This is a genomic window from Phormidesmis priestleyi BC1401 (assembly GCF_001650195.1).
Lineage (GTDB): Bacteria > Cyanobacteriota > Cyanobacteriia > Leptolyngbyales > Leptolyngbyaceae > Phormidesmis_A > Phormidesmis_A priestleyi_B.
Genome location: NZ_LXYR01000002.1, coordinates 41185 through 63502, shown reverse-complemented (window position 1 = coordinate 63502; position 22318 = coordinate 41185). Strand labels below are relative to the sequence as shown.

The 22318-nt window shown below is 49.7% G+C and carries 19 protein-coding genes; 11 read left to right on the top strand and 8 right to left on the bottom strand.

Annotated features, from left to right (window positions below; all coding sequences use genetic code 11):
• Positions 1-83: 83 nt before the first annotated feature.
• Positions 84-1601 (top strand): F0F1 ATP synthase subunit alpha, encoded by a 1518-nt coding sequence (atpA, locus tag A8707_RS01690; protein ID WP_068814547.1) that lies wholly within the window; start codon positions 84-86, stop codon positions 1599-1601.
• Between the two features lie 76 nt (positions 1602-1677).
• The gene (locus A8707_RS01685) at positions 1678-2628 is read left to right on the top strand and encodes a F0F1 ATP synthase subunit gamma (protein WP_068814546.1); all 951 of its coding nucleotides are present in this window, start codon (positions 1678-1680) and stop codon (positions 2626-2628) included.
• A gap of 388 nt (positions 2629-3016) precedes the next feature.
• On the opposite strand, the gene dapB is transcribed toward A8707_RS01685, so the two are convergent.
• Positions 3017-3838, bottom strand: a complete 822-nt coding sequence (gene dapB / locus A8707_RS01680; RefSeq protein WP_068814545.1) for a 4-hydroxy-tetrahydrodipicolinate reductase — start codon at positions 3836-3838, stop codon at positions 3017-3019.
• A 172-nt stretch (positions 3839-4010) separates the two neighbouring features.
• Here dapB and bchI point away from each other — a divergent pair, with 172 nt between their 5' ends.
• A complete protein-coding gene (gene bchI, locus A8707_RS01675; RefSeq protein WP_068814544.1) occupies positions 4011-5105 on the top strand; it encodes a magnesium chelatase ATPase subunit I in 1095 nt (364 codons plus the stop codon).
• A gap of 44 nt (positions 5106-5149) precedes the next feature.
• Here the strand turns inward: bchI and A8707_RS01670 are convergent, their stop codons facing one another.
• On the bottom strand, positions 5150-6091 hold the full coding sequence (locus A8707_RS01670; RefSeq protein ID WP_068814543.1) for a ParA family protein: 942 nt from the start codon (positions 6089-6091) through the stop codon (positions 5150-5152).
• Positions 6092-6291: 200 nt separating this feature from the next.
• Between A8707_RS01670 and A8707_RS01665 the strand changes: the two genes are divergently transcribed.
• Positions 6292-7938 carry a B12-binding domain-containing radical SAM protein gene (locus A8707_RS01665; protein WP_068814542.1) on the top strand — a complete coding sequence of 549 codons (1647 nt, stop codon included), beginning with the start codon at positions 6292-6294 and terminating at the stop codon, positions 7936-7938.
• Here the strand turns inward: A8707_RS01665 and A8707_RS01660 are convergent.
• Complete coding sequence (locus A8707_RS01660; protein ID WP_197484576.1) at positions 7895-9016, bottom strand: SGNH/GDSL hydrolase family protein; 1122 nt, start codon at positions 9014-9016, stop codon at positions 7895-7897. The genes A8707_RS01665 and A8707_RS01660 overlap by 44 nt on opposite strands.
• A gap of 232 nt (positions 9017-9248) precedes the next feature.
• Here A8707_RS01660 and A8707_RS01655 point away from each other — a divergent pair, with 232 nt between their 5' ends.
• The 3 genes from A8707_RS01655 (at position 9249) to A8707_RS01645 (ending at position 12171) form a co-directional block, all read left to right on the top strand.
• The gene (locus tag A8707_RS01655; protein WP_269452642.1) at positions 9249-9962 is read left to right on the top strand and encodes a diacylglycerol/polyprenol kinase family protein; all 714 of its coding nucleotides are present in this window, start codon (positions 9249-9251) and stop codon (positions 9960-9962) included.
• Positions 9963-10122: 160 nt separating this feature from the next.
• Positions 10123-10731, top strand: coding sequence for a DUF3038 domain-containing protein (locus A8707_RS01650; RefSeq protein WP_068814541.1), 609 nt, complete (start codon positions 10123-10125; stop codon positions 10729-10731).
• Positions 10732-10761: 30 nt separating this feature from the next.
• Positions 10762-12171 (top strand): DUF4335 domain-containing protein, encoded by a 1410-nt coding sequence (locus tag A8707_RS01645; RefSeq protein ID WP_082906184.1) that lies wholly within the window; start codon positions 10762-10764, stop codon positions 12169-12171.
• 52 nt (positions 12172-12223) lie between these two features.
• On the opposite strand, the gene A8707_RS01640 is transcribed toward A8707_RS01645, so the two are convergent.
• Complete coding sequence (locus tag A8707_RS01640) at positions 12224-14098, bottom strand: serine/threonine protein kinase (RefSeq protein ID WP_068814539.1); 1875 nt, start codon at positions 14096-14098, stop codon at positions 12224-12226.
• Between the two features lie 565 nt (positions 14099-14663).
• Here A8707_RS01640 and A8707_RS01635 point away from each other — a divergent pair.
• From A8707_RS01635 to A8707_RS01625, 3 genes are read left to right on the top strand one after another with little or no spacing between them, the layout of a single operon-like run.
• Positions 14664-14873: a DUF2997 domain-containing protein gene (locus A8707_RS01635; RefSeq protein WP_068814538.1), complete on the top strand. Its 210-nt coding sequence runs from the start codon at positions 14664-14666 to the stop codon at positions 14871-14873.
• Between the two features lie 42 nt (positions 14874-14915).
• Positions 14916-15302 (top strand): DUF1257 domain-containing protein, encoded by a 387-nt coding sequence (locus A8707_RS01630; protein WP_068814537.1) that lies wholly within the window; start codon positions 14916-14918, stop codon positions 15300-15302.
• Entirely contained in the window at positions 15302-15766 is a 465-nt protein-coding gene (locus A8707_RS01625; RefSeq protein WP_231947893.1) for a ferredoxin, read from the top strand. The genes A8707_RS01630 and A8707_RS01625 overlap by 1 nt, the downstream gene beginning before the upstream one ends.
• Before the next feature lie 39 nt (positions 15767-15805).
• Here the strand turns inward: A8707_RS01625 and A8707_RS01620 are convergent, their stop codons facing one another.
• From A8707_RS01620 to A8707_RS01605, 4 genes are all read right to left on the bottom strand, one after another.
• A complete protein-coding gene (locus tag A8707_RS01620) occupies positions 15806-16405 on the bottom strand; it encodes a hypothetical protein (RefSeq protein ID WP_068814536.1) in 600 nt (199 codons plus the stop codon).
• 88 nt (positions 16406-16493) lie between these two features.
• Positions 16494-17723, bottom strand: coding sequence for a type II secretion system F family protein (locus tag A8707_RS01615; RefSeq protein WP_068814535.1), 1230 nt, complete (start codon positions 17721-17723; stop codon positions 16494-16496).
• 129 nt (positions 17724-17852) lie between these two features.
• Positions 17853-18950 carry a type IV pilus twitching motility protein PilT gene (locus A8707_RS01610; protein ID WP_068814534.1) on the bottom strand — a complete coding sequence of 366 codons (1098 nt, stop codon included), beginning with the start codon at positions 18948-18950 and terminating at the stop codon, positions 17853-17855.
• A gap of 116 nt (positions 18951-19066) precedes the next feature.
• Complete coding sequence (locus A8707_RS01605; protein WP_068814533.1) at positions 19067-21067, bottom strand: GspE/PulE family protein; 2001 nt, start codon at positions 21065-21067, stop codon at positions 19067-19069.
• A 464-nt stretch (positions 21068-21531) separates the two neighbouring features.
• Between A8707_RS01605 and grpE the strand changes: the two genes are divergently transcribed.
• Complete coding sequence (gene grpE / locus A8707_RS01600) at positions 21532-22230, top strand: nucleotide exchange factor GrpE (RefSeq protein WP_068814532.1); 699 nt, start codon at positions 21532-21534, stop codon at positions 22228-22230.
• The last annotated feature ends 88 nt before the right edge of the window (positions 22231-22318 follow it).

The window sequence follows — 22318 nt, the reverse complement described above, 5'->3', positions numbered from 1 at the left end:
AAAGGTGAAGGGCTTCAAACTTTCTGAAGCCTAAGCCCAAGCTCGATTTCCGCATTCTCCTTCATCCTTCAAAAGAGGTTCCAATGGCAGCAATTAGACCAGACGAAATTAGTAATATTATTCGCCAACAGATCGAGAGCTACGATCAGGGCGTTAAGGTTTCCAACGTGGGCACCGTGCTTCAGGTCGGCGACGGCATCGCCCGGATCTATGGTCTAGAAAAGGCGATGTCCGGTGAGTTGCTCGATTTTGAAGATGGCTCAGTCGGCATCGCGCTCAACCTAGAAGAAGACAATGTGGGCGCGGTCTTGATGAGTAATGGACGCACCATTCAAGAAGGCAGCAGCGTCACGGCGAGCGGCAAAATCGCGCGGATCCCGGTTGGAGAGGCGATGGTGGGTCGTATTGTAGATGCGCTGGCTCGTCCGATCGACGGTAAAGGCGACATCCAAACTACTGAGTTTCGTTTGATCGAATCTCCCGCCCCTGGCATCATTGAGCGCAAATCGGTGTACGAGCCGATGCAAACGGGCATCACCGCGATCGACACTATGATTCCGATCGGTCGAGGGCAGCGCGAATTAATTATTGGCGATCGTCAAACGGGCAAAACTTCTGTTGCAATAGACACGATTCTCAACCAGAAAGGCGAAGACGTGATCTGCGTCTATGTGGCGATCGGGCAAAAGGCTTCGACTGTTGCTAGCATCGCAGACGTGCTGCGTGAGCGTGGCGCGTTAGATTACACTATCATCGTTGCGGCAAACGCAAACGACGCAGCGACGCTGCAATACCTTGCTCCTTACACGGGCGCATCGCTGGCTGAGTACTTCATGTATAAAGGCAAGCACACGCTGGTCATTTATGATGACTTGTCTAAACAGGCACAGGCTTATCGTCAAATGTCTTTGCTGTTGCGTCGTCCGCCCGGTCGTGAGGCATATCCTGGCGATGTCTTCTATCTCCACTCTCGCTTGCTAGAGCGTGCGGCAAAACTCAGCCCTGAATTGGGTGAGGGCAGCATGACAGCATTGCCGATCGTCGAAACTCAAGCGGGTGACGTGTCGGCTTACATTCCGACAAACGTGATTTCGATTACAGACGGTCAAATCTTCTTGTCGTCTGACCTCTTCAACTCTGGTCTACGTCCCGCCGTGAATGCAGGTATTTCGGTGTCGCGGGTCGGATCGGCGGCGCAAACCAAGGCGATGAAGAAAGTCGCAGGTAAAGTGAAACTGGAGTTGGCTCAGTTTGCGGAACTCGAAGCGTTTGCTCAGTTTGCGTCTGACTTGGATAAAGCGACTCAGAACCAGCTTGCACGCGGTCAACGTCTGCGCGAATTGCTGAAGCAGTCTCAATACTCTCCGCTGTCGGTAGGCGACCAAGTGGCAATCATTTACGCGGGCATCAACGGCTATTTGGATGACATCCCCGTTGAGAAAATCACCGACTACGCGAAAGGATTGCGCGACTATTTGGCAACCAGCAAACCCAAATACGGCGACAGCATTCGCACGACCAAAGCCCTCAGCGCTGAAGCTGAAGGCATGTTGAAGGAAGCGATCGCTGAATACAAAAAGACCTTCCTAGCCGCCGCGTAAACCTGCTTTGGAGTTTGGATTCCGGGTACTGACTCTCTAGAAGTCCAAACTCCAAACCCTAACCTTGGTCAAGATTATGGCAAACCTCAAACTCATTCGAGACCGCATTCAGTCGGTCAAAAATACCAAAAAGATTACGGAAGCGATGCGGCTCGTAGCGGCTGCAAAGGTGCGTCGCGCTCAGGAACAGGTGATTGCCACCCGTCCTTTTGCCGATCGGCTGGCACAAGTGCTTTATAGCCTGCAAATCCGTCTGCGATTTGAAGAAGCGAATCTGCCGCTCTTGAGAAAGCGCGATGTCAAGACCGTTGCATTGCTGGTGATCTCCGGCGATCGGGGTCTGTGTGGCGCATACAACTCTAACGTGATTCGTCGCGCTGAGATTCGCGCTAAAGAGCTGCAAGCAGAAGGGCTGAACTACAAATTTATTGTGGTGGGTCGCAAATCGGCTCAATATTTTCAGCGTCGCGAGCAGCCAATTGAAGGCACTTACATTGGGTTGGAACAGATTCCGACAGCGGCAGAAGCGTCGCAAATTTCGGATCAGTTGCTGTCTTTATTCTTGTCGGATACGGTCGATCGGGTTGAGCTTGTCTATACTCGATTTGTCTCACTGATCAGTTCTCGTCCGGTGATTCAAACGCTGCTGCCGCTTGACCCTCAAGGGCTAGAAGTGCCAGACGATGAAATCTTCCGATTGACGACTCGTGGTGGACAGCTTCAAGTCGAGCGGGAGAAAATGACCGCGCCGACTCAGAGCAGTTTCCCACAGGATATGATTTTTGAGCAAGATCCGGTGCAGATTTTAGATGCGCTGCTGCCGCTGTATCTCAATAATCAACTGCTTCGGGCGCTGCAAGAGTCTGCGGCAAGTGAACTCGCTGCCCGGATGACTGCGATGAACAACGCTAGCGAAAACGCGTCGGATCTCATGAAAGAATTGTCGCTGACTTACAACAAAGCCCGTCAGGCGGCGATTACTCAAGAGATTTTAGAAGTGGTGGGCGGTGCTGAGGCGTTGAACTAACCTCAACCAAGTTTGCAACTAAGTAATGCTATGCGTCTGAGTTTCTCAGGCGCATTTTTATGAGCGATCGTTCGGCTAGACCATCCTGTCCTCGGCTTAGTGGTTCCAGTCTTTCTACGGGCTGGTTGGCTGCGCTCGATCGCCCGTGAGCAGGGAGATAGTACGGATTCTTTGTCGTCTGCCCAAAGTTCTCATAGCAAAACTTGAGTACTTCTCGTGAGGGGTGATTGATTTCTGTATTCCACAATGAGATCAAATCGAAGGAACGCAGGTCGAAACGGTTAAGCAACTAGGGGGCAACTAAGTTTGTTTGACAATGTTCGGTTCAACGCGTCCTTCGATGGAATGCCTGACTCCGGGGGCTTTTAGGGGTCAGGCAATTTTTTATTTAAAGTAGTTTTTCCAGCCCATAGACCAGGCTTTTGAGCGGAATCACCTTGCGAATCGAGAGCAGCACTCCGGGCATATAGCAAGCCCGATCGCTGGTGTCGTGGCGCAGAGTATAAATTTGTCCAGGGGCACCGAAAATCACTTCCTGGTGGGCGATCAATCCCGGCAATCGAATGCTGTGAATCCGAATGCCTTCTTCTGCCTGTCCGCCTCTCGATCCGGGAATTTTCTCGGTCTCCTCGACGGTCGGCACATTAAAAGTTTTGCCCATCTCCGCTAACATCTGAGCCGTCTGCACTGCCGTCCCACTCGGAGCGTCTGCTTTTTGATTGTGATGTAGCTCAATAATTTCGACGTGATCAAAATATTGAGATGCCTGAATCGCTGCTTGCTGGAGAAGCACCATCCCGATCGAGAAGTTAGGAATCATCAAACATCCTGTACTCGCTTTGTCGGCAAAGATTTCTAACTCGTGAATCTGTCCAGCACTCAGCCCAGTTGTGCCAACTACAGGGCGAACTCCGTAGGCGATCGCCGATCGCACATTGCCATACACTGAGTCTGGGTGAGTCACATCCACAACTACGCCCAACTCTTTTTCTTGAGACAGCATCGCCATCATCGACTCGTAGTCATTGGTAATCGGCACTTCTAACGCACCGCAGCCAACCACCTCGCCAATATCCTGCCCGTTAAATTCTGGGTTTCTTGCCACGGCTCCAATCAGAGTCATGTCACTCGCTTGAGATACCGCTTTGACAATTTCGCGCCCCATCTTGCCCGTGGCACCGTTCACCACAACCGGAATCTGACTCGCCATAATTTAGAACCGTTTTGAATGACCTAGAGGCATTTTAGGATCAAGCGATCGGGTTTTGCTTGGTTCCATCTAAGATTCCTTTTAAACCACCAAGTGCCTCCACGTTCAGGACTCAGAGTGGTTTACAATGGAGTACGCTGATTAAAACTTCTTTGATTTTGCAGGTAATCTCGTGACTTTTACGACAGAAGCTACTTCTCAGAATGGACGTACCGCGGTGCCCGCTCTTCGTCGCCGTGCAGTTTTTCCCTTTACGGCGATCGTCGGTCAAGAAGAAATGAAGCTGGCATTGCTCCTCAATGTCATTGACCCCAAAATTGGCGGGGTGATGATTATGGGCGATCGGGGCACTGGCAAATCGACGACCATTCGGGCGTTAGCCGATCTGCTGCCAGAGATCGAAGTCGTCGCAGATGACCCGTTCAACAGCCACCCCAGCGATCCTGAGATTATGGGCGATGCGGTGCGGCAACTCGTCGAGAAGGGTGCAGAAGTCCCGGTGACGAGAAAAAAAGTGATGATGGTCGATCTGCCGCTAGGAGCTACTGAAGATCGGGTTTGCGGCACGATCGACATCGAAAAAGCCCTTTCTGAAGGGGTAAAAGCGTTTGAACCTGGCTTGCTGGCGAAGGCAAATCGAGGCATTCTCTACGTCGATGAGGTCAACCTCTTAGATGATCACTTAGTAGACGTGCTGCTCGACTCTGCTGCATCAGGTTGGAACACCGTTGAGCGAGAAGGCATCTCTATTCGGCATCCGGCTCGATTTGTGCTGGTCGGCTCTGGCAACCCTGAAGAAGGAGAACTGCGTCCGCAACTGCTCGATCGCTTTGGAATGCACGCTGAGATTCGCACCGTCAAAGAACCTGTGCTGCGAGTTCAAATCGTCGAGCAGCGAACGGACTTCGACCAAAATTCTCAAGAGTTTTTAGAAAACTATCAGCCCCAGCAGATTGAACTGCAAGAGCAGTTGGTGAATGCTCAAGAACGATTGAAGTCGATCGAGATTGACTATGATCTTCGAGTCAAAATTTCTCAAGTCTGCTCAGAGTTAGATGTGGATGGACTGCGCGGAGACATCGTCACCAACCGGGCTGCGAAAGCGATCGCTGCCTTTGAAGGTCGCACCGAAGTCACCATCAACGATATTCGTCGCGTCGCCACTCTCTGTTTACGTCACCGTTTGAGAAAAGACCCCATGGAGTCGATCGATTCTGGCTACAAAGTCGAAAAGGTGTTTAACCAAGTCTTTGGTTTGGAGGCATAGAGGTAAGGGCAATCCCTCTGTGATTGCCTTCAGCTAGTAGACACTTAATCATCCAACGACGATAGCGCAAACTTAGACGGCGGCTGGTCAATTTTTGCCGCAGTCGATAGCTTGTGCAAAAATTCTTGTGCCATCGTTGCAAATGCTTTTGCCCCTGCTGTATTAGGATTTGCTAATACGACAGGTGTAAATGTATCCACCGCTTTAGACACATTCACATCGGGCGGAATGCGCGTCTTAAACAGTTTTGCTTCACTAAAATCTTCGTTTAATCGTCGCATTACCTGACTATAATAGCGACTCGAAAACACATTCCCTGACAGCGAAAATGCAATCCCTAATAGATTAGGACTGATGGGAGTATCGGCTTTGTGCGTCTCTTTGAGCTTGGTAATCCGTCTTTCCAAGAGTTGGATACCGATTAAAGATAGCGGTTCTGGTTTAGCTGGAATTAAGTAAAAATCGCTGGCAAGTAAAGCACTCCGCGTAATTAAGTTATATCCGGGCGCACAGTCTAAAATAATCAGATCATAGTCTTTGCTAATCGGCTGCAAAATACTTTGAATCAGCGTTTTCTCAAAATTATTCCAGACTTGCTCAAAGTTTGTTTGACCCTGACGAGTCGCAGTTTGGTGTAACATCTCGGACACCATAAATTCGTCGTAGAGATCAATGTCTCCCGGCAACAAATCTAACCCTTTGACGTTGCAAACATAAGAGCGAATCGCTTCTGGCACGGTGGTTGCAAGTTGCTTATCTGCCAGGATCGATCGCTTGATTAAATACCGCAGCGTTCGTCTTTCATTTCTAATCTTGGCAAAGTCTGCGGGTGTCATCAAACTGAGAGTGGCACTAATTTGGGTATCTAGATCCACAATCAAAACTTTCTTGCCGTGGTTTTTTGCGAGACAGGTTGCAAGATTGACGGTGAGCGTCGTTTTACCAACCCCACCCTTCATGTTTGCGGTTGCGATGATAAATGCCATACGCGATATCCTCTCGTTGGTGATCCCTGTTAGCCGCAGCCTCGATTAGGCACTTCATGATACTACTTTGCACTCCAGTCAGAAACTTTGTCTGAGCAAAATTTCTTGATGATGCCTGTTAAATTGATCGAGCTTCTGCTGTCTACGAAAACCAGGTGCTAGGCTGAAGGCAGACTCTAAAATTAGAAGACTGAATATCTGTGACTGCATCTGTTTTTGCGGCTGAACGCTTACTCTTTAACTCTGCGACTCCACAAGCAGACGCAATTCCGCTGATCTTTGCGTTTCCCAACGAATATAGTGTGGGAATCACGAGCCTGGGCTATCAGGTGGTTTGGGCAACTCTATCGGCACGCAGCGATCTGCACGTCAGTCGTTTGTTTACAGATGTTCATGAATCGTTGCCATCGCAGCCAGAGATTCTCGGCTTCTCAATGTCCTGGGAACTCGATTATGTCAACATTCTCGGCTTACTGGAATCGTTGGGGATTCCGATCCGATCGCGCGATCGTACCCATCATGCGATCGTCTTTGGCGGCGGACCTGTTCTCACGGCTAACCCCGAACCCTATGCAGATTTTTTTGATGTGATGCTGCTGGGCGATGGCGAAGTTTTGCTAGATGCCTTTATTGATGCGTATCAAGAAGTTCGACACGCCGATCGTCAAACTCAGTTGCGACATTTAGCGCAAGTTCCTGGTATCTACGTCCCCAGTTTGTATGCGGTGACTTATAAAAGTCCGGATGGCGCGATCGAGCGAATCGAGCCGATCGACTCCACGATTCCCGCCCGCATCGAAAAGCAAACCTACCGCGGCAACAAGCTTTCAGCCTCTACGGTCGTGACTGAAAAAGCCGCTTGGGAAAATATTTATATGGTTGAGGTGGTGCGAAGCTGCCCCGAAATGTGCCGCTTTTGCCTTGCCAGTTATCTGACGTTGCCCTTTCGGATTGCGGACGTTGAGGAGTCGTTGATTCCCGCGATCGAACGAGGTCTGCACGTCACCGATCGTCTGGGGTTACTCGGTGCATCTGTGACGCAACATCCAGAGTTTGAGAGCTTGCTAGACTATCTCAACAAACCTCAGAATGACTCTGTAAGAGTCACTATTGCCTCAGTTCGGACAAATACCGTGACTGAGAAGCTGGCGCGAACATTGACGAACCACGACACCAAATCAATCACGATCGCCGTTGAAAGTGGCTCCGATCGGCTGCGGCAAATCATCAACAAAAAGCTGACCAACGACGAAATTATTCAAGCCGCCATCAACGCAAAGGCGGGTGGACTGAGCGCCATTAAGCTCTACGGAATGGCAGGCGTTCCGGGCGAGGAAGCAGAGGATCTCGAACAAACCGTCGCTATGATGCGCGAGGTTAAAAAGGCGGCTCCCGGTCTGCGGCTCACCTTGGGATGCAGCACGTTTGTTCCTAAAGCCCATACGCCTTTTCAGTGGTTTGGGGTCAACACTCAAGCCGAAAAGCGACTCCAGTTTTTGCAAAAGAAACTGCGTCCTCAAGGCATTGATTTTCGTCCCGAAAGCTATAACTGGTCTGTGATTCAGGCATTGTTATCGCGGGGCGATCGTCGCCTCTCCCACCTGCTAGAACTGACCCGACACTATGGCGATTCGCTGGGTAGCTATCGCCGCGCTTTTAAAGAACTGCGGGGACAGCTTCCTGAAATGAGCTTCTACGTCTACGATACTTGGTCACTGGAGCAGGTTTTGCCCTGGAGCCATCTTCAAGGACCGCTGCCCCAAGCCACGTTACAAAAACATTTGGGGACGGCGATCGAACAGTTCACTCAGCTCCCACCGGAACTTCAGATTGCAGCCTGTTCGTGACGGTTTGCTTGAGAATCCTCTTTCGCTTTAAAGTCGCTCCTGCTCCTAAACACGCACCTAACGCCAAAAGCCCCACAACGGGCGATGATTCTGGAATCGATTTAGATTTCAGCACCGAGTAGGCATACTCGCCGAGGATCTCGTGCCCTCTTGTAGTCGGGTGCAGTGGGTCCCAAAACAAATAGTTTGGCGCGTCTGTAATGGGATTGCAAGGAGTAGAAGGCGGTGGAGCGGTCGGAAAGAGCAGCGTAGCGGGTAAACACTGCTCGGTTACATTAGTGAGTCCAAAGCGGCTAGGATTGGCGATCGTTTGGTTAACCAGATCATTCACATCTAGAGGAATGATGTTAACGCCCAACGCTGAGGGTAAAACACTCAAGGTTTGAGCCAAAGCCGTGTTGTGAGCACCACTCAAAAAACTCAGCCCCTGAGAACGAGTCGCATCTTCCCGTGTCAACGGAAGCTTGCCGAGATCGGGCAGGTTGGCGATCAAGAAGTTCTTGGCTCCACTACTCGCTAGTTTTGTGACGGCTGTGTTGAGATTGACGATCGCGCTTCCAACGGTTTCTTGAGGGTCTGTGAGGTTGGGATTGAGATAATCGTTTGCTCCTGCCCACAAAATGTAGAGAGCCTCTTGATCAGGAGCCGGATTCTGACTTTGGAACGCAGTAATCTGCTGCTGCAAGCCTGGTAGCTGAATTCCTAACAACGGCGCTATCAGTGGATTCAGACCATTTTCTTGCCCTGTGGTTGCGCCACCATAGGCAAAATCATTACTCGTATCGACCCTGAGACCCAAATCTTTCGCAAGATATTCAACCCAAATAGAACCGTTGGAAAAGCGGCCATTCGCGTATCCAACCGACAAACTTCCATCAGAAGCAGGAAGAACTGGAGGCGGAACGAATCCTCCTGTGTCTCGCAGCACGTTTCCAACATCAGAGAGGCTATCACCAAACACGTATAGATGGCTAAAGCTGGCTGCTTCGGCTGCTTTGGGCAGCGAGATTAGAGCCGAGATCGGCAACGTCAGTGAAAGAACGATCGATCGCTCCAAAGAAACGTTGAATAGAGACACAGATTTTCTCCTGTGAGTTTCAAACAACTCGGATACTCACTTTAATTACGCCAAACTTTCTCTCCCTACGGATCGTTCTTCACGAAATCTTTACTAAAAATGGCTAAGTTGAGCGATCGACAACTCTCCATAAACGTCAATTTTTGCATCCTTAGATTTAAAAACAAAGAAGAAAGCAACAGTCTCTACAATAGGTAAAGTCCCGTTCCACGTAATTGGTTCATCGTCTACCGTGATTCCCAGCTTGCTTTCTAACCTCACAGGCAGTTCGCTCCAGACATTGGGCTACCAAATTGGAGTCGTTTTAATTTGGTTAGCGATCGTCGGCTTACTCGCAGAAGGAGCCAGTCGCTTTGGCAACGCCGGGGCTGAAGTGATTCGCAAAGTCGTTCACATGGGCACCGGAAACGTGATTTTGATTGCGTGGTGGCTTAAAATCCCTTCGTGGGTGGGGGTTTCGGCATCGATTTTGTTTAGCGCGATCGCCCTTGTGTCTTACTATGTACCGATTCTTCCTAACATCAACAGCATTGGGCGCAAAAGCTTCGGCACGTTCTTTTATGCGGTCAGCATCGGTGTGTTAGTTGCCTGGTTTTGGTCAATCAATCTGCCGCAGTATGCAGCGTTGGGAATTTTGGTGATGACGTGGGGCGATGGGTTAGCGGCTCTCATTGGCAGGCGTTTCGGTCGCCACACCTACAAACTTTGGGATATGCAAAAAAGCTGGGAAGGCTCAGGAACAATGGCATTGGTCAGCTATGCCGTCAGTCTCTCCATCTTGCTCGGAACGGTGGGCAACGTCTGGCAAATCTGGCTCATCTCTCTAGCCGTTTCCCTGGTGGCAACCGGGCTAGAAGCCTTTTCAAAATTTGGGATCGACAACTTAACGGTTCCGATCGGCAGTGCCGCGATCGCCTTCTTCCTGAGTCAACAGTTACTCCCGTGACCTCGATACGCCCAAAGGGTGAGAGACCGATCGCACCGCTACCGATAGACTGAAAAAGTTCGCCATTCTTTAAGGAAACTTTATGTTCGTCATAGAAGTCGCTTGTTTCAGGACTTGAAACCATTCCCCTCAAGCTCAAATCGCCTCTTATTCTGTAACTATGACCTCTATCGTGAAGCCCCCCAGCCCAGCCCCTCATTGGGGAAACCTGTCTCTAACCTCTCAGCCAGAACCTGACCAATTGGAAAATATCAAAGCCCAGTTGGATCTCATCTTGCTGGCACTAGAAGCGATCGCGGGCATCAGTTCTGAGGCAATGCTGCAAGCGGCGGCTGATCTGGGTCTAGAATCGGTCGTTGCCGATCGGGTTTCTCTTTGGCGATTACGTCAGTCCAGTCCATTAAGAAAGGGTCAGGGCGGACGCAAAAAACTTGATGTTGAAGAAGCACGGGCACTCTCGCTGATCGTCTGTCACCTGGCAAAGCAGCACAATGAGTTAGTTCGTCGATCGGTCGCTCTATTAGAACAGCTTGCCGAACAGAACAAAGAGCCTCACCAGGCTTCTCTGCTAGGAAATTATTTAGATGCGTTTCACAACACCTATCAAGAGCGTATGGAAGACGGCGAAACGGTTCCAACCGACGTTCTTACTCATCTGGCACTCAAGCTTTTAATCGACCTTCTGTTTTACGGCAGTCAGAATGGAGTTCGGCGACTCTGGCTAACTTTATTGGAGCGATCGATTCATTCCCAACCTGCTCACGCCTAATTCTCTTTGCCCTATTCCACTTTTGAACCCATGTCCTTCTCCAACTCAGTGACTCGACGCTACACGCCGCCCACCTGTACGCTTGAAATCTCCGCGAAGGACTCGCCCCTCACGCGCTGGATGGGTCGCTCGGCGTTAAAACATCTGCGCTTTAAACTCAGCTTCGACGATCCGCGAGTCAGTGAAGATCGTTGGATCACGGTGCGGGGCGATAGCACTCAATTGGAGTCTCTCTCCCAAGTTGTCACAGCCTACGTTCAGCAATTTCTCAGTCAATCCACCGCTCTCCTTAACGCGGCTCACTTAGGTACTCCCTCAAATCTGAGTCAGTCAGCCACCGCTTCAACGTTGAGCGTGCTGTCTCGTCCCGCTTCACAAGACGCAGACTCCGCTGAGACAAACCCCGCTCGAATTTCCATTCAGCCAAGCGGCATCCTGTCTCACGAACTATTTTTGGGAACCCTGGCAACCGAAGCGTCGGGAGCATCAATTCGCTTAAGTGCCGTGCAGCTCGCAGATCTGGCAAGCGTCTTGGATGAATATGCTGCCGATGTGACGGCACTCCCAAATCTCAATCGTCCCGCTTGGGCAACTCCTCAGTGGACGAGTCTCGCTGCCACCGCTCTGATCGCAGTTGGGCTGACTGCCTCAGTCTTGCGGATGCTCGATCGTTCCTCTCAAACTCAAACCGTTGCCACCAGCAGCCAAGGAGCCAGCAGCAGCGATCAGCGTCTCGCCGTTCAACCGTTGCCCAGCAGTCCCAGTCCTAGCCCGTCTGCCCTTTTACCAACGGCTCCCCCTCCGCTCATTTCGTTAAATCCCCCTGCTCCCTCCACCACTACAGCCCCTTCAGCGACTGGGACTTTGCCCAAAATTACAGTCCTGCCTGCTCCTCCTGCTAACTCTGTCCCCGTAGAGCCACCCCCCGGACTTACAATTCAGCCTGCACCATCGGGCGATCGTCCATATCTCGTGTCTCCTGTGCCCAACAGCCTCAGAGCAGGCAGTGCTAAACGCAGTGCTCCAAATTCGTCTGCGGCGAGTCAAAGTGCCGCTGAAGAACGAACCGCGATCGCGCCAAGTAGCACAAACGGCACGAATCGTGCTGACTCAAGCCGTTCTCTTGATAGAGACAGCACTGCCTTTGACAAGATTCCTCAAGTCGCTGAAGTTAGGCAATTTTTTCAGAAACGTTGGCAACCTCGCCCAGAGCTAACTGAAAAGCTACAGTACATTATTACGCTTAACGCTGATGGCTCGATCCGAAACATGGACGCGCTTAATCAGGCGGCTGGCGACTATATCGATCGCACCGGAATGCCGCCTTGGAATGAACCGTTTGTTTCACCGCTTAAGGGCAGAAATAGCGCTGTGATTCGAGTCGTCCTTAGCCCAGATGGAACGGTTCAAACCTTCCTACAGTCGGGCAGTGGTCAATAAAAAATTCGAGACACTTTGTAAATGCCTCGAATTCACCAACTACCAACCACTGCTAGTAAACTTCTACCGAAAGCACAAAGTTCGCTGCCTTGGTGGATGACACTTCGAGCACGTAGTCGCCGTCCATCCGCAGTCTTCCTTGCCAGTCTCGCGACTGGCTACCACCGCCGATGCGTTGACCATTCGGAGCGATCGCGCTAAAGTTCACGTCTCCTTCTGATACTTTCACCGCTATAATCTGCCGACTTTTCGCTTTTAGCAAATATTGACGCTTGTGATTGGCTTGAACCTTACCTGTTACGGTCGTTCCTGATTTGCCACGATCAAACTTGACTCGCTGCACATCTGAATAGTCAGACCGACTGAGTGGCGTGATGGAAATATCTAGAGAATAGGTTCCATTCCCCATCACCTGAATCGTATATTGCTCAGTTGCCGGAAGTTGCCCTGTCCAATTGCGTGTCTGATAAGCAGATGTGTCAATGCCCTGCTGGTTTGCTCGCAACACGTTCATTACGACTCCAGACGATCCCTCTAGCGTAGCGGTCATAAGCTGCCCTTGAGAGGCTTCTAGAGTGTAGGGCTTTGAGTCACTCTGCAAACTACCAGATACCACAGTCGAGACTCCGCCAGCGAGAAACTCAAGTCGCTGAGGCTGAGTGTTACTAATGGACATCTCGCTGCTGGTCTTGCTTGCCTCTATGCTGATAGCTTGCTGAGTCGAACCTAGCGGTGGGCTGACCTTAAACACGTGTGCGCCAATGCCTGTCATCACTAAGAGACTGGCTGCAAGCGCTGACTTTACCCCAATTTTTTTTACTTGAGGTCGTTTAAGCTGAGAGGATGTTCTCTTCTCTGGCAGTTGCGGAGAACAAGCATCTTCCTGATGATTGGTCGCCATATGCAACTGAGTTTTGATAGTGGTGTTTGTCGGTGAGCTAGCGTTATCGCGTGAGGCAGGGGCAATTTCTCGATCGCCTGGTTGAGTCAGCGAAGCCATCATCGGGTTGAGAAGTGTGCTTTGCATTGCCTCTTCCATCAAAGGCTGCAAGTCTGCCCACGCTCCTCGCGCTGATTGATAGCGATCGCTCGGCTGCAACGTCACCATTTTTTGCAAAATCAGAGCTAGTAAGTCACTAATTTCGGCGTAAGGTTGCCACTGCCACGCCAGGGTTTGGCAATCTAGCAGCACTTGAGGCTCACGACCTGTTAGCATCACCAAAGCAGTGGCACCCAGCGCATAAAGGTCACTGTGAGGGGAAACGTTTCCAGTTTGCAACTGTTCGGGGGGCGCGTAGCCCACTTTGCCGACACGAGTAATATTCGACACGATGGGCCAATGACTTGCCGCTTCTTTCACGGCTCCAAAGTCAATTAAAAAAGGCAGTTCTACCGATGGGGTTTCACTAATAGGTTGACCAAACAGTTGCTCTAACCCTTGATCTGAACTTCCGAGAATAATATTTTCGGGAGAGATGTCGCGATGCACAATGTCGCGATCGTGGAGATAGCTCAGAACAGGGAGCAAGTGATTGAGGAAATACAGCACTTCTGTCTCAGAAAACGTTTGTCCTGCTTGTTTCCGTGCTTGCAGCAAACTCCGGTAGGTCTGCCCTTTCACAAAGTCTTGCACCAAAAATAAGCGTTGCTCATCTTCGAACGCTGCCCAAAACCGGGGGATTTGAGGATGCTGAATCTGGTAGAGCGTACTAGCTTCGCGTTGAAACAAGGTTTTGGCTTTCTCGACTAACGCATCATCTTGGTAGGGAACTGTAAACTCCTTCAAAACACACGGTTCGTTAAAGCGTTCTTGGTCGATCGCCAAGTAGGTTCGCCCAAAACCACCTTGACCCAAGACTTGCTTGATCAGATACCGTTGTCGGAGCAAGGTTCCTAGAGAGATAGAAGATGCCTTTTCAATTTGCATAGCTTCGGAGAACAAAAAGAGCGTAGAGGGAGCACCTCCTGTAGCGATTGTCACTCAAGATTTCTCTAAATACATACGGGGCGTGACCCCTTATCGGGTTCACTCTTATCTCTCAGAAAGCCTTTGGTGTGAGGAAATTCTATTTTGTGACCTAGATGACTCAAAGTTTTACATCCTGAAATTCTTATTCACACTTAGTTTCTATAAGCAAGAAGACTGGTTCAGTAAACAGAGTTAGTATTCAATAGTCTTTTGGAAGAGTTGTGGATCGCTTCATCCCCTTAAATCACTCTCCAGACAGAAGAATCCCTAAACACAGGTCGAGTATAAATTATTGTAAAGATGATTGATGCCTCTGCATCACTTGACTGCAACAAGAAGTTAAGCGAGACTTAGTACTACACTCTCGGTTGCGCTCATAAAGTTGTTAACTTCTGTGACGCTTTAGCTTACAGTGAGTCGATTGCTGAAGGTTTAGCAGAGTGTGAGAAAGGCAAGGATTTGCTTCGCCCTGCTTACATCAGCAGTTGAGTCTTTTATACCAACCCTTTGTAGAATCGAGAGTATGGAAACGCTAGAGTTTGTGATCTACCCAGACGGTCGAGTGCAAGAGCATGTTACGGGCATCGTTGGGGCTTCTTGTGCAGAGGTGACAGCAGCGATCGAGGCACAACTCGGTCAAGTCTTAACCCAAGAGCAAACATCTGAATATTTCGCGCAAGCCGTCCAGCAATCTGCAACAGTCACGACTCAAGTGACTTCTAGCAATTGGTAAGCTTTTTCACTTTGTAAAGTTTTAGATGCGTTAACAATCACCATGTCACACTTTAGCCAAATCAAAACTCAAATCCGTAATCTATCCTCGTTGCAGTCTGCTTTAAACGACCTTGGCATTGATTGGAAATCGGGTCCTCGTGAAGTTCGAGGTTATAAAGGTCTAACTCACACCGCTGAAGTGGTAATTGAGCAAGACAACGGCTACGACATCGGGTTTGCTTGGAATGGTCAATCCTACGAACTCGTTTCTGATCTGCAATTTTGGAAACAAGACAGCACGGTTGATCGCTTTCTGAGCAAAGTGACTCAGCGCTATGCCTATCACACGATTGTCAGTGAAAGCGCTCAGAAAGGGTTTCAACTCACAGAGCAAAAGCGTAGTCAAGATGGCTCCATTCGTCTAGTTTTGCAACGCTGGAGCGCGTGATGTCTGCGTCGCAAATGCCTGAACCGTCAGGCGGTTCTTTGCCCACGGACAGGACAGGATTTGAACCGGAATTAGGTGGTTTTTTGCGCGATGCCGAAGCCCGATCGGGGTTTGAACCGGAACTGGGCGGTGTCTTTAGACAAAAGGGTGTCTATGTGGATGAGCTAATCTGCATTGGCTGCAAGCACTGTGCTCACGTGGCGCGCAATACCTTCTACATTGAGCCTGACTACGGACGTTCTCGCGTCGTTCGTCAGGATGGAGATTCGGAAGACTTAGTTCAAGAAGCGATCGAGACGTGCCCAGTTGACTGCATTCACTGGGTTGATTACACAAACCTGAAGCAGCTAGAAGACGATCGTAAATATCAGGTGATTCCCGTCGTTGGGTTTCCGGTCGATCACGCAATGGTTGCAACGAGTCGGCGTAAACAAAAGATGAAGTCGAAAAAGAAGGAAAGCTAGTCTTTGGATACTTTCTAAAGCTGAGGCTCTCGCAAGAAATTACGGGAGCCTTTTTTGATCCTCTGGTTTCACAGCTTCAGGCGCAATCTCTTCAGCCTCCTCCTCATTGAGGATTAAGGTTTGAGTCACAAACGGTAAGTAAGCTCCTTTAAGTCCTTTTTTAATCCGCTCAGGAGTTTCTTCAAAAACGACAAAAAGTGGATAAATTTTGGCAGCACCTTCGCTGAGAATGTGCTGATAGCGAGGAGGCATCACCCACTCATAGTCTTTATCCAGCAGAATTTGAATCCGTCGCCAGCGACCCAAGAGGTCAGAAAAATCTTCTTCAGGTTGATGAATAAAGATAAAAATTTCGCGACCTGTTTTGATTTTCCACTCTGGATCGCACAGGACGATCGCGACTTCACAAGGCAGCATCAATGACTCAACCGTTGTAATGTTCATGTGACCACTGGCAGAAGCAGATGAGTGACGCAGTTTGACGATCGGCAGTGGAATCGTGATCACACTTTCCTCAGACCTTCGCATACTGGGCAACATTTCTAGATAAGCCCGATAGTGCTTGAGCAGCGCGATCGCTTCAGCAGGTTGGCTATAAGCGGCTAGCAGTTCTTCGTAGTGAGATTTTTGAATTGACATAACGTTTCGCTTTCAGTCAAAAAGTCAGAAGCTAGGACTGAATCTTGTCTAACTCCTGACCTCGCGTTGTTTAAAGTTCTCGGCAGCTTTAGCCAAGCTTCTCGAACACTTTGAACATCGGTAAATACATCGCCAGTAGAATACTTCCGACCATGGCACCAATAAACAAAATCATGATCGGTTCCATAATGCTGGTTAGACCTTTTACTGCCTGTTCGACCTCATCTTCATAAAAGTCAGCGACTTTCATCAGCATTTTGTCGAGTTCTCCGGTTTCTTCGCCGATGCTCATCATCTGAATCGCCATCGGCGGAAACACTTGTTCTTTCTGCAAGGCAATGCTGATCATGCCGCCTGTTTGAATCTCTTTTCTAGCTTCGTCGATCGCGTTAGAGATAATTTGATTTCCAGCGGTGTCTCTAACGATTTCTAAACACGTCAAAATCGGCACACCAGAGCGAGTCAAGGCTCCAAACGTTCGACAGAAACGAGCCGTCGCCGTTTTTTGAATCAAATCTCCAAACAGGGGCATATTCAGAAAGAACCGATCCATCGTCTCTTGCCCGACCCGGGTCTTGTAATACTGCCTGTAAGCAAAGACCACCACAGGAACCAAAATAATCAAAATGATTACATTAGGGCTGCGGAGGAAATTACTGATGCCCAGCATTGCCAGGGTGAATGCAGGTAATTCTATCCCGATCGTCTGAAAAATCCCGGCAAAGATCGGAATCAGAAAGATGGACATCGCCATAAAAATGATGAGTGCGAGAGAACCCACCACGACAGGGTAAGTCATCGCTGACTTAATCTGGTTCTGTAAGCGGGCAACATCTTCTAGTAGTTTAGCGAGACGATCTAATACCTCATCTAGAACCCCGCCCACCTCGCCAGCCTGCACCATGCTAGTGTAAAGCCCATCGAAACATTGCGGGTGTTTACGCATAGCTTCAGAAAGATTAGTGCCCTGCTGAACATCGGAGCTAATTTCCATCAGCGCTTTCTTGAGCTTTGGGTTTGTGCACTGATCAGCAAGCACTCCCAGACCGCGAACCATAGCTACACCCGCATTCACTAGAACCGCAAACTGGCGCGAGAAGACTGCTTTGTCTTTAACGGATACCTGAGCGGTCGCAGTTTTAAACTTTCCAAGGTCGAAGATGTTATTGGGGTCAAAGCTTTCACTTTGTTTTAGTTCTTGGACGAAGAATCCCTGGTCTCGAAGGGTCGATCGCGCATCTCCAAGAGAGTCAGCGACCAGTTTCTCTTTCTTGGCATTTCCTTTAGCATCTCGGACACGGGCAACATAGGTAGGCATAGCTCGGAATCTAAATGAAGAGTGAAGCGCTGATTTGCAAACTGTAAGCCAGGTTTTGGCGTGGTCATGAGTCAAGATGACTTCAGCCTCGTGCACTGGCGATGAGAAAAGCCGACAAACAGAACGTCTTTAACGTTTACCTGCGACAGCGGGCGTTCCCCCAATAAGTCTTTGAAGCTCGTCTGGTCGTGAGGTTTTGGACATTGCTGCTTCAAAAGTAATCTGCCCAGCTTTATACAGATCCGCCAGCACCTTTTCTAGCGTTTGCATTCCTAGTTTTCCTCCGGTCTGAATCGCAGAATAGATTTGAGCAGTTTTGCCTTCTCGAATCAGGTTAGAGATTGCAGGAGTAATGACCATGAGTTCTTGCGCCATGATTCGACCGTATTCGCCAGGTTTAGGACTTTTCTTGGGCACCAATGTTTGACTAAACACCGCCACCAGAGAGTTAGATAGCTGCACTCTGACTTGGGTTTGACGTTCAGCCGGGAACACATCAATCATTCGATCGACCGTCTGAGAAGCCGAGCTGGTGTGTAGAGTTCCAAAGACCAAGTGACCTGTTTCAGCCGCAGAGATGGCAAGCGAAATGGTCTCTAAGTCACGCATCTCACCCACGAGGATAATATCAGGATCTTCCCGCAAAGCTGCCTTGAGCGCATTCGCAAAGCTTTTAGTATCTTCACCGAGTTGACGTTGGTGAACCAAGCTCTTAACAGGCTCGTAGACAAACTCGATCGGGTCTTCAATGGTTAGAATATGCTCGGCTCGTGTGCGGTTGATCAAATCGACCATCGCGGCAAGCGTCGTCGTCTTACCAGAACCCGTCGGACCCGTGACCAAAATCAAGCCTCTAGGCTTTTCTGACATTTCTCGCACGACATCGGGAAGTCCAAGTTTTTCAAAGTTGGGGATTTTAGAACTCAGTGCCCGCAAACAGGCTGCATAGGTGCCCCGATCTTTATAGACGTTGACCCGAAAGCGTGCCAGACCTCGCACCCCGTAGGAGCAGTCTAGCTCCCAGTTTTGCTCTAGGTTCTTGCGCTGAGTGTTATTCAACATGCTGAAGATGAGGCGCTGACATTCTTCAGCATTGAGCACCTGATCGCCAATGGGCTGGAGGTGTCCACTGATCCGGAAATAGGGCGGCAACCCAGCGGTTAGGTGCAAGTCAGACCCTCCCATCTCGATCAGTTGCTCCATCAGGTCTTCAATCATCAACTCCATGCGGTTTGCTCCTTGGTACTTGGGGATGGGTTTTTAAGTCAGTTTTTGGAATTTAGTCTACCCAGCGATCGCCTCCGTGCCATCACAGAATCTGTGAATCGCGATCGGCTAGTCACTTATTCCTGAAATCGTGAGGTCGTGCAGTAAGAGCAATCTAACCACTCTTGCTGCATCTCTGCCCCACAGCATCGGCAGGTCAGCGAACTCTTGCGTTTAGCCCGAAGTTCTGCCTCCAGTCCAGTATCTGTAAAGGTGACTCGCTCGATTTCCTCAAAGGTCGTCAGACCAGTACGCACCAAGTTCAAGCTGTAGGCAAGTAACGTCTGCATTCCTTCTTCAACGGCGGTTTCTTTGATCCGTTCGGTGGGTGCCCCTTCGGTGATCAAGGCTTGAATTCGTTCGGTGACTTTCATGACCTCATAGACTCCCAAGCGCCCTTTATAGCCGCCGCCGCCGCACTTCTGACACAAGGTTCCGCTAGCTCGTGCTTGCTGAATCTCTTGGAGTTGCAGCGTGTTGGCTCTAAACAGCGTCAATTGAGAATCGCCAGAACTCGATAAGCCAAATCGCGCCAGTTCCTCTGTGGTTGGCGTGTAGGGCTGGCGACACTCATCGCACACGCGCCGGACGAGACGTTGTGCGACGACACCCAGCAGCGCACCTGAGATCATAAAGGGTTCAACCCCCATTTCATCGAGTCGGGCGATCGCGCCTGCCGCGTCATTGGTGTGCAGAGTGGTTAAAACCAGGTGTCCGGTTAAGGCAGCCTCGATCGCGGTCTTCGCCGTTTCGCGGTCACGGGTTTCACCCACAAGAATTACATCGGGATCTTGCCGCAAAAAGGCTCGGAGGACGGCTGCAAAGTCCATTCCTTTTTCACGGAGAACCTGAACCTGAGTCAAACCGGGGAGCGAATACTCGATCGGGTCTTCTACTGTACTGATATTTACACCCGGATCGTTCCGTTCAGCCAAGGCAGAATAAAGAGTAGTGGTTTTGCCAGAGCCTGTTGGACCCGTCACTAGAAGCAACCCAAAAGGACGGCTGACCATCTCTTGAACAGTTTCGAGGGAGACTTGATCAGTAATCAGCTTATTTAACCCCAACTGCGTTACAGCATTATCGAGAATCCGTAGAACAACTTTTTCGCCGTAGCGACTCGGAAGCGTACTGACTCGGAAATCCACCTTACGACCGTCGTAAATGCGGCGAATTCGACCATCTTGAGGAACTCGTCGCTCTGCAATATCTAGTAGCGCAATAATTTTGAAGCGGGCTGTGACGGCTGGAATGACCTTCTTGGGAAAGGGGGCATCAAACGCTTCTTGCAGCACGCCATCTTTCCGAAAGCGGACTCGCAGCACTTCTTCCTGTGGCTCAACGTGAATATCTGACACGCCCATTTGCAGCGCTTTGATCAAGATTTTGTTGACCAGAGCAATGATGGGTGCAGCTTCTGCATCAGAGGCATCAAGATCGACTTCAGAAGCGTCATCGTCGAGACTTTCTCCCAAAGACTCTAGCCCTTCAAGTTCAGACTTGACATCGACTTTCGACTGTTGCTCTACCTGCTTCTGGAGTTCTAACGCGTTGTCACGGTGTTGTGACATCAAGCGCTGATAGTCTTCTAATGTGATGACCAATCGCTGGAGGCTCAAGCCTTTCGGGCGCAAGATTCGGTTCAAATCGTCTTGGGCAGCCAGGTTATCGGGGTCAACCATCGCCACTAGAACGAAAGGCGGTTGTGCGTCGCTTTGGGCAAGCGGTAACAACTTATAGAGCTTACAGGTCTCAATCGGAATCAACGTCTCAATCAGTTGACTCATTTGATTTGCTGAGATTTGGCTAATTTCTGGGTCGAGTGACTCTACCCCATAAAGAATCTTCAGTTCAAACAGTTGCTGCTTCTTATATTGACGAAGGAGATCTGGCGGCAGCGGCAGCCCCTTGATTCTCTCTAAGGCAGTCGCTAGAGATTCGCCTGATCTGCGGCTCTCAGCCAGTGCTTGGCTTAACTGCTCGTTATCGACAAAGCCAGACTGAATCAGCTTGTTTCCAAACGGAGAAAAATGATTTTGGACAATTAAAGCGCGGCGCTGAGAAGAAGAGTTAGTCATAGCTGATGAATGAAGATCCCCTTATAAAAGATTCCCAAAAGACTTAAGAAAGACGCATTACGCATTTCATCAGGACGATCTCGGTGCGTGCCGTTGATTCAAACGCTTCATCTATGCCTAGAAACATTTGATGTCAACTCGGTGAAACCTACAGTAGCGGCAACTCTAACAGGGAACGATCGAAATACAGAAGCTGGTACCGATGATAGCTGGTGTAGATGGCTCGCGGCAGAGTTTTTTGCGACTATCTTTAGATAATCTTTTTTGAGTCTTCACATCCCTCAAACTCAGCCTTAGCTAACCTGTCTATTTCTTCTGGTGAAATTCGGTCAAGATGCTCTCATCAGGATATGATGCTTTACGTTTGGCAGGTCGCAGAAACCTAGCATCCTGGAGCCGATTAGATAGGATGGAAGGAAGAAGCCTTAGCCAAGGCGATCGTTGAAAATGGGGATAAGCGCACAATGACTGAAGAAAATCAGCTAGAAGAAACTCAAGCCTCAGCAACCTCTTCTGAAGGGGTACCCGTGTCAGACCCTGAGACGACTGCTCAAGGTTCTGAGATAGAGCTAGGAGTCGAAGGTGCTCTGCCTAAAACTACGGTGGAAGACGACACCGATTATGAAGCCGCCTTCATGGACCTCCGGGCAACCTTTGCCGCAAAGGAGCGAGAACTAGAGGTTCTTAAAGCGCAAGTAGAAGACCGCAACAACCAATATGTGAGAATTGCGGCAGATTTCGAGAATTTTCGTAGACGAACTCAGAAAGAGAAAGAAGACTTAGAGCAGCAAATTAAGTGCTCGACGATCAACGAGCTGCTGCCCGTGGTTGACAACTTTGAGCGGGCACGATCGCAGATCAAACCCCAAACCGATGGGGAAATGAACATTCACAAAAGCTATCAGAGTGTTTACAAACAACTGGTTGATTGTCTGAAGCGAGTTGGAGTGGCTCCGATGCGATCAGAAGGGAAAGAGTTTGATCCTAATCTTCATGAAGCGGTCATGAGGGAAGCCACTAACGAACATCCAGAAGGTACGGTGGTCGAAGAACTTGTGCGGGGATATATGTTGGGCGATCGCGTTTTAAGACACGCTATGGTCAAAGTTGCAGCACCACCAGAAGAGGGGGCAGAGTCTACATCGTTAGAAACGGCTGAATGATCCCCACGTCAAGAGATTGTAGATTTATTGCTGCTGAATGAAAGCCCGTGCTACGCTCAAAATCAATTCCACCAGGGCTTGCAGTTTA

Excerpts from the sequence above, each read along its gene's own strand:
- atpA (WP_068814547.1), top strand. The coding sequence starts at position 84 with ATGGCAGCAATTAGACCAGACGAAATTAGTAATATTATTCGCCAACAG.
- A8707_RS01685 (WP_068814546.1), top strand. The coding sequence starts at position 1,678 with ATGGCAAACCTCAAACTCATTCGAGACCGCATTCAGTCGGTCAAAAAT.
- dapB (WP_068814545.1), bottom strand. The coding sequence starts at position 3,838 with ATGGCGAGTCAGATTCCGGTTGTGGTGAACGGTGCCACGGGCAAGATG.
- A8707_RS01670 (WP_068814543.1), bottom strand. The coding sequence starts at position 6,091 with ATGGCATTTATCATCGCAACCGCAAACATGAAGGGTGGGGTTGGTAAA.
- A8707_RS01650 (WP_068814541.1), top strand. The coding sequence starts at position 10,123 with ATGACCTCTATCGTGAAGCCCCCCAGCCCAGCCCCTCATTGGGGAAAC.
- A8707_RS01645 (WP_082906184.1), top strand. The coding sequence starts at position 10,762 with ATGTCCTTCTCCAACTCAGTGACTCGACGCTACACGCCGCCCACCTGT.
- A8707_RS01640 (WP_068814539.1), bottom strand. The coding sequence starts at position 14,098 with ATGCAAATTGAAAAGGCATCTTCTATCTCTCTAGGAACCTTGCTCCGA.
- A8707_RS01635 (WP_068814538.1), top strand. The coding sequence starts at position 14,664 with ATGGAAACGCTAGAGTTTGTGATCTACCCAGACGGTCGAGTGCAAGAG.
- A8707_RS01630 (WP_068814537.1), top strand. The coding sequence starts at position 14,916 with ATGTCACACTTTAGCCAAATCAAAACTCAAATCCGTAATCTATCCTCG.
- A8707_RS01625 (WP_231947893.1), top strand. The coding sequence starts at position 15,302 with ATGTCTGCGTCGCAAATGCCTGAACCGTCAGGCGGTTCTTTGCCCACG.
- A8707_RS01620 (WP_068814536.1), bottom strand. The coding sequence starts at position 16,405 with ATGTCAATTCAAAAATCTCACTACGAAGAACTGCTAGCCGCTTATAGC.
- A8707_RS01615 (WP_068814535.1), bottom strand. The coding sequence starts at position 17,723 with ATGCCTACCTATGTTGCCCGTGTCCGAGATGCTAAAGGAAATGCCAAG.
- A8707_RS01610 (WP_068814534.1), bottom strand. The coding sequence starts at position 18,950 with ATGGAGTTGATGATTGAAGACCTGATGGAGCAACTGATCGAGATGGGA.
- A8707_RS01605 (WP_068814533.1), bottom strand. The coding sequence starts at position 21,067 with ATGACTAACTCTTCTTCTCAGCGCCGCGCTTTAATTGTCCAAAATCAT.
- grpE (WP_068814532.1), top strand. The coding sequence starts at position 21,532 with ATGACTGAAGAAAATCAGCTAGAAGAAACTCAAGCCTCAGCAACCTCT.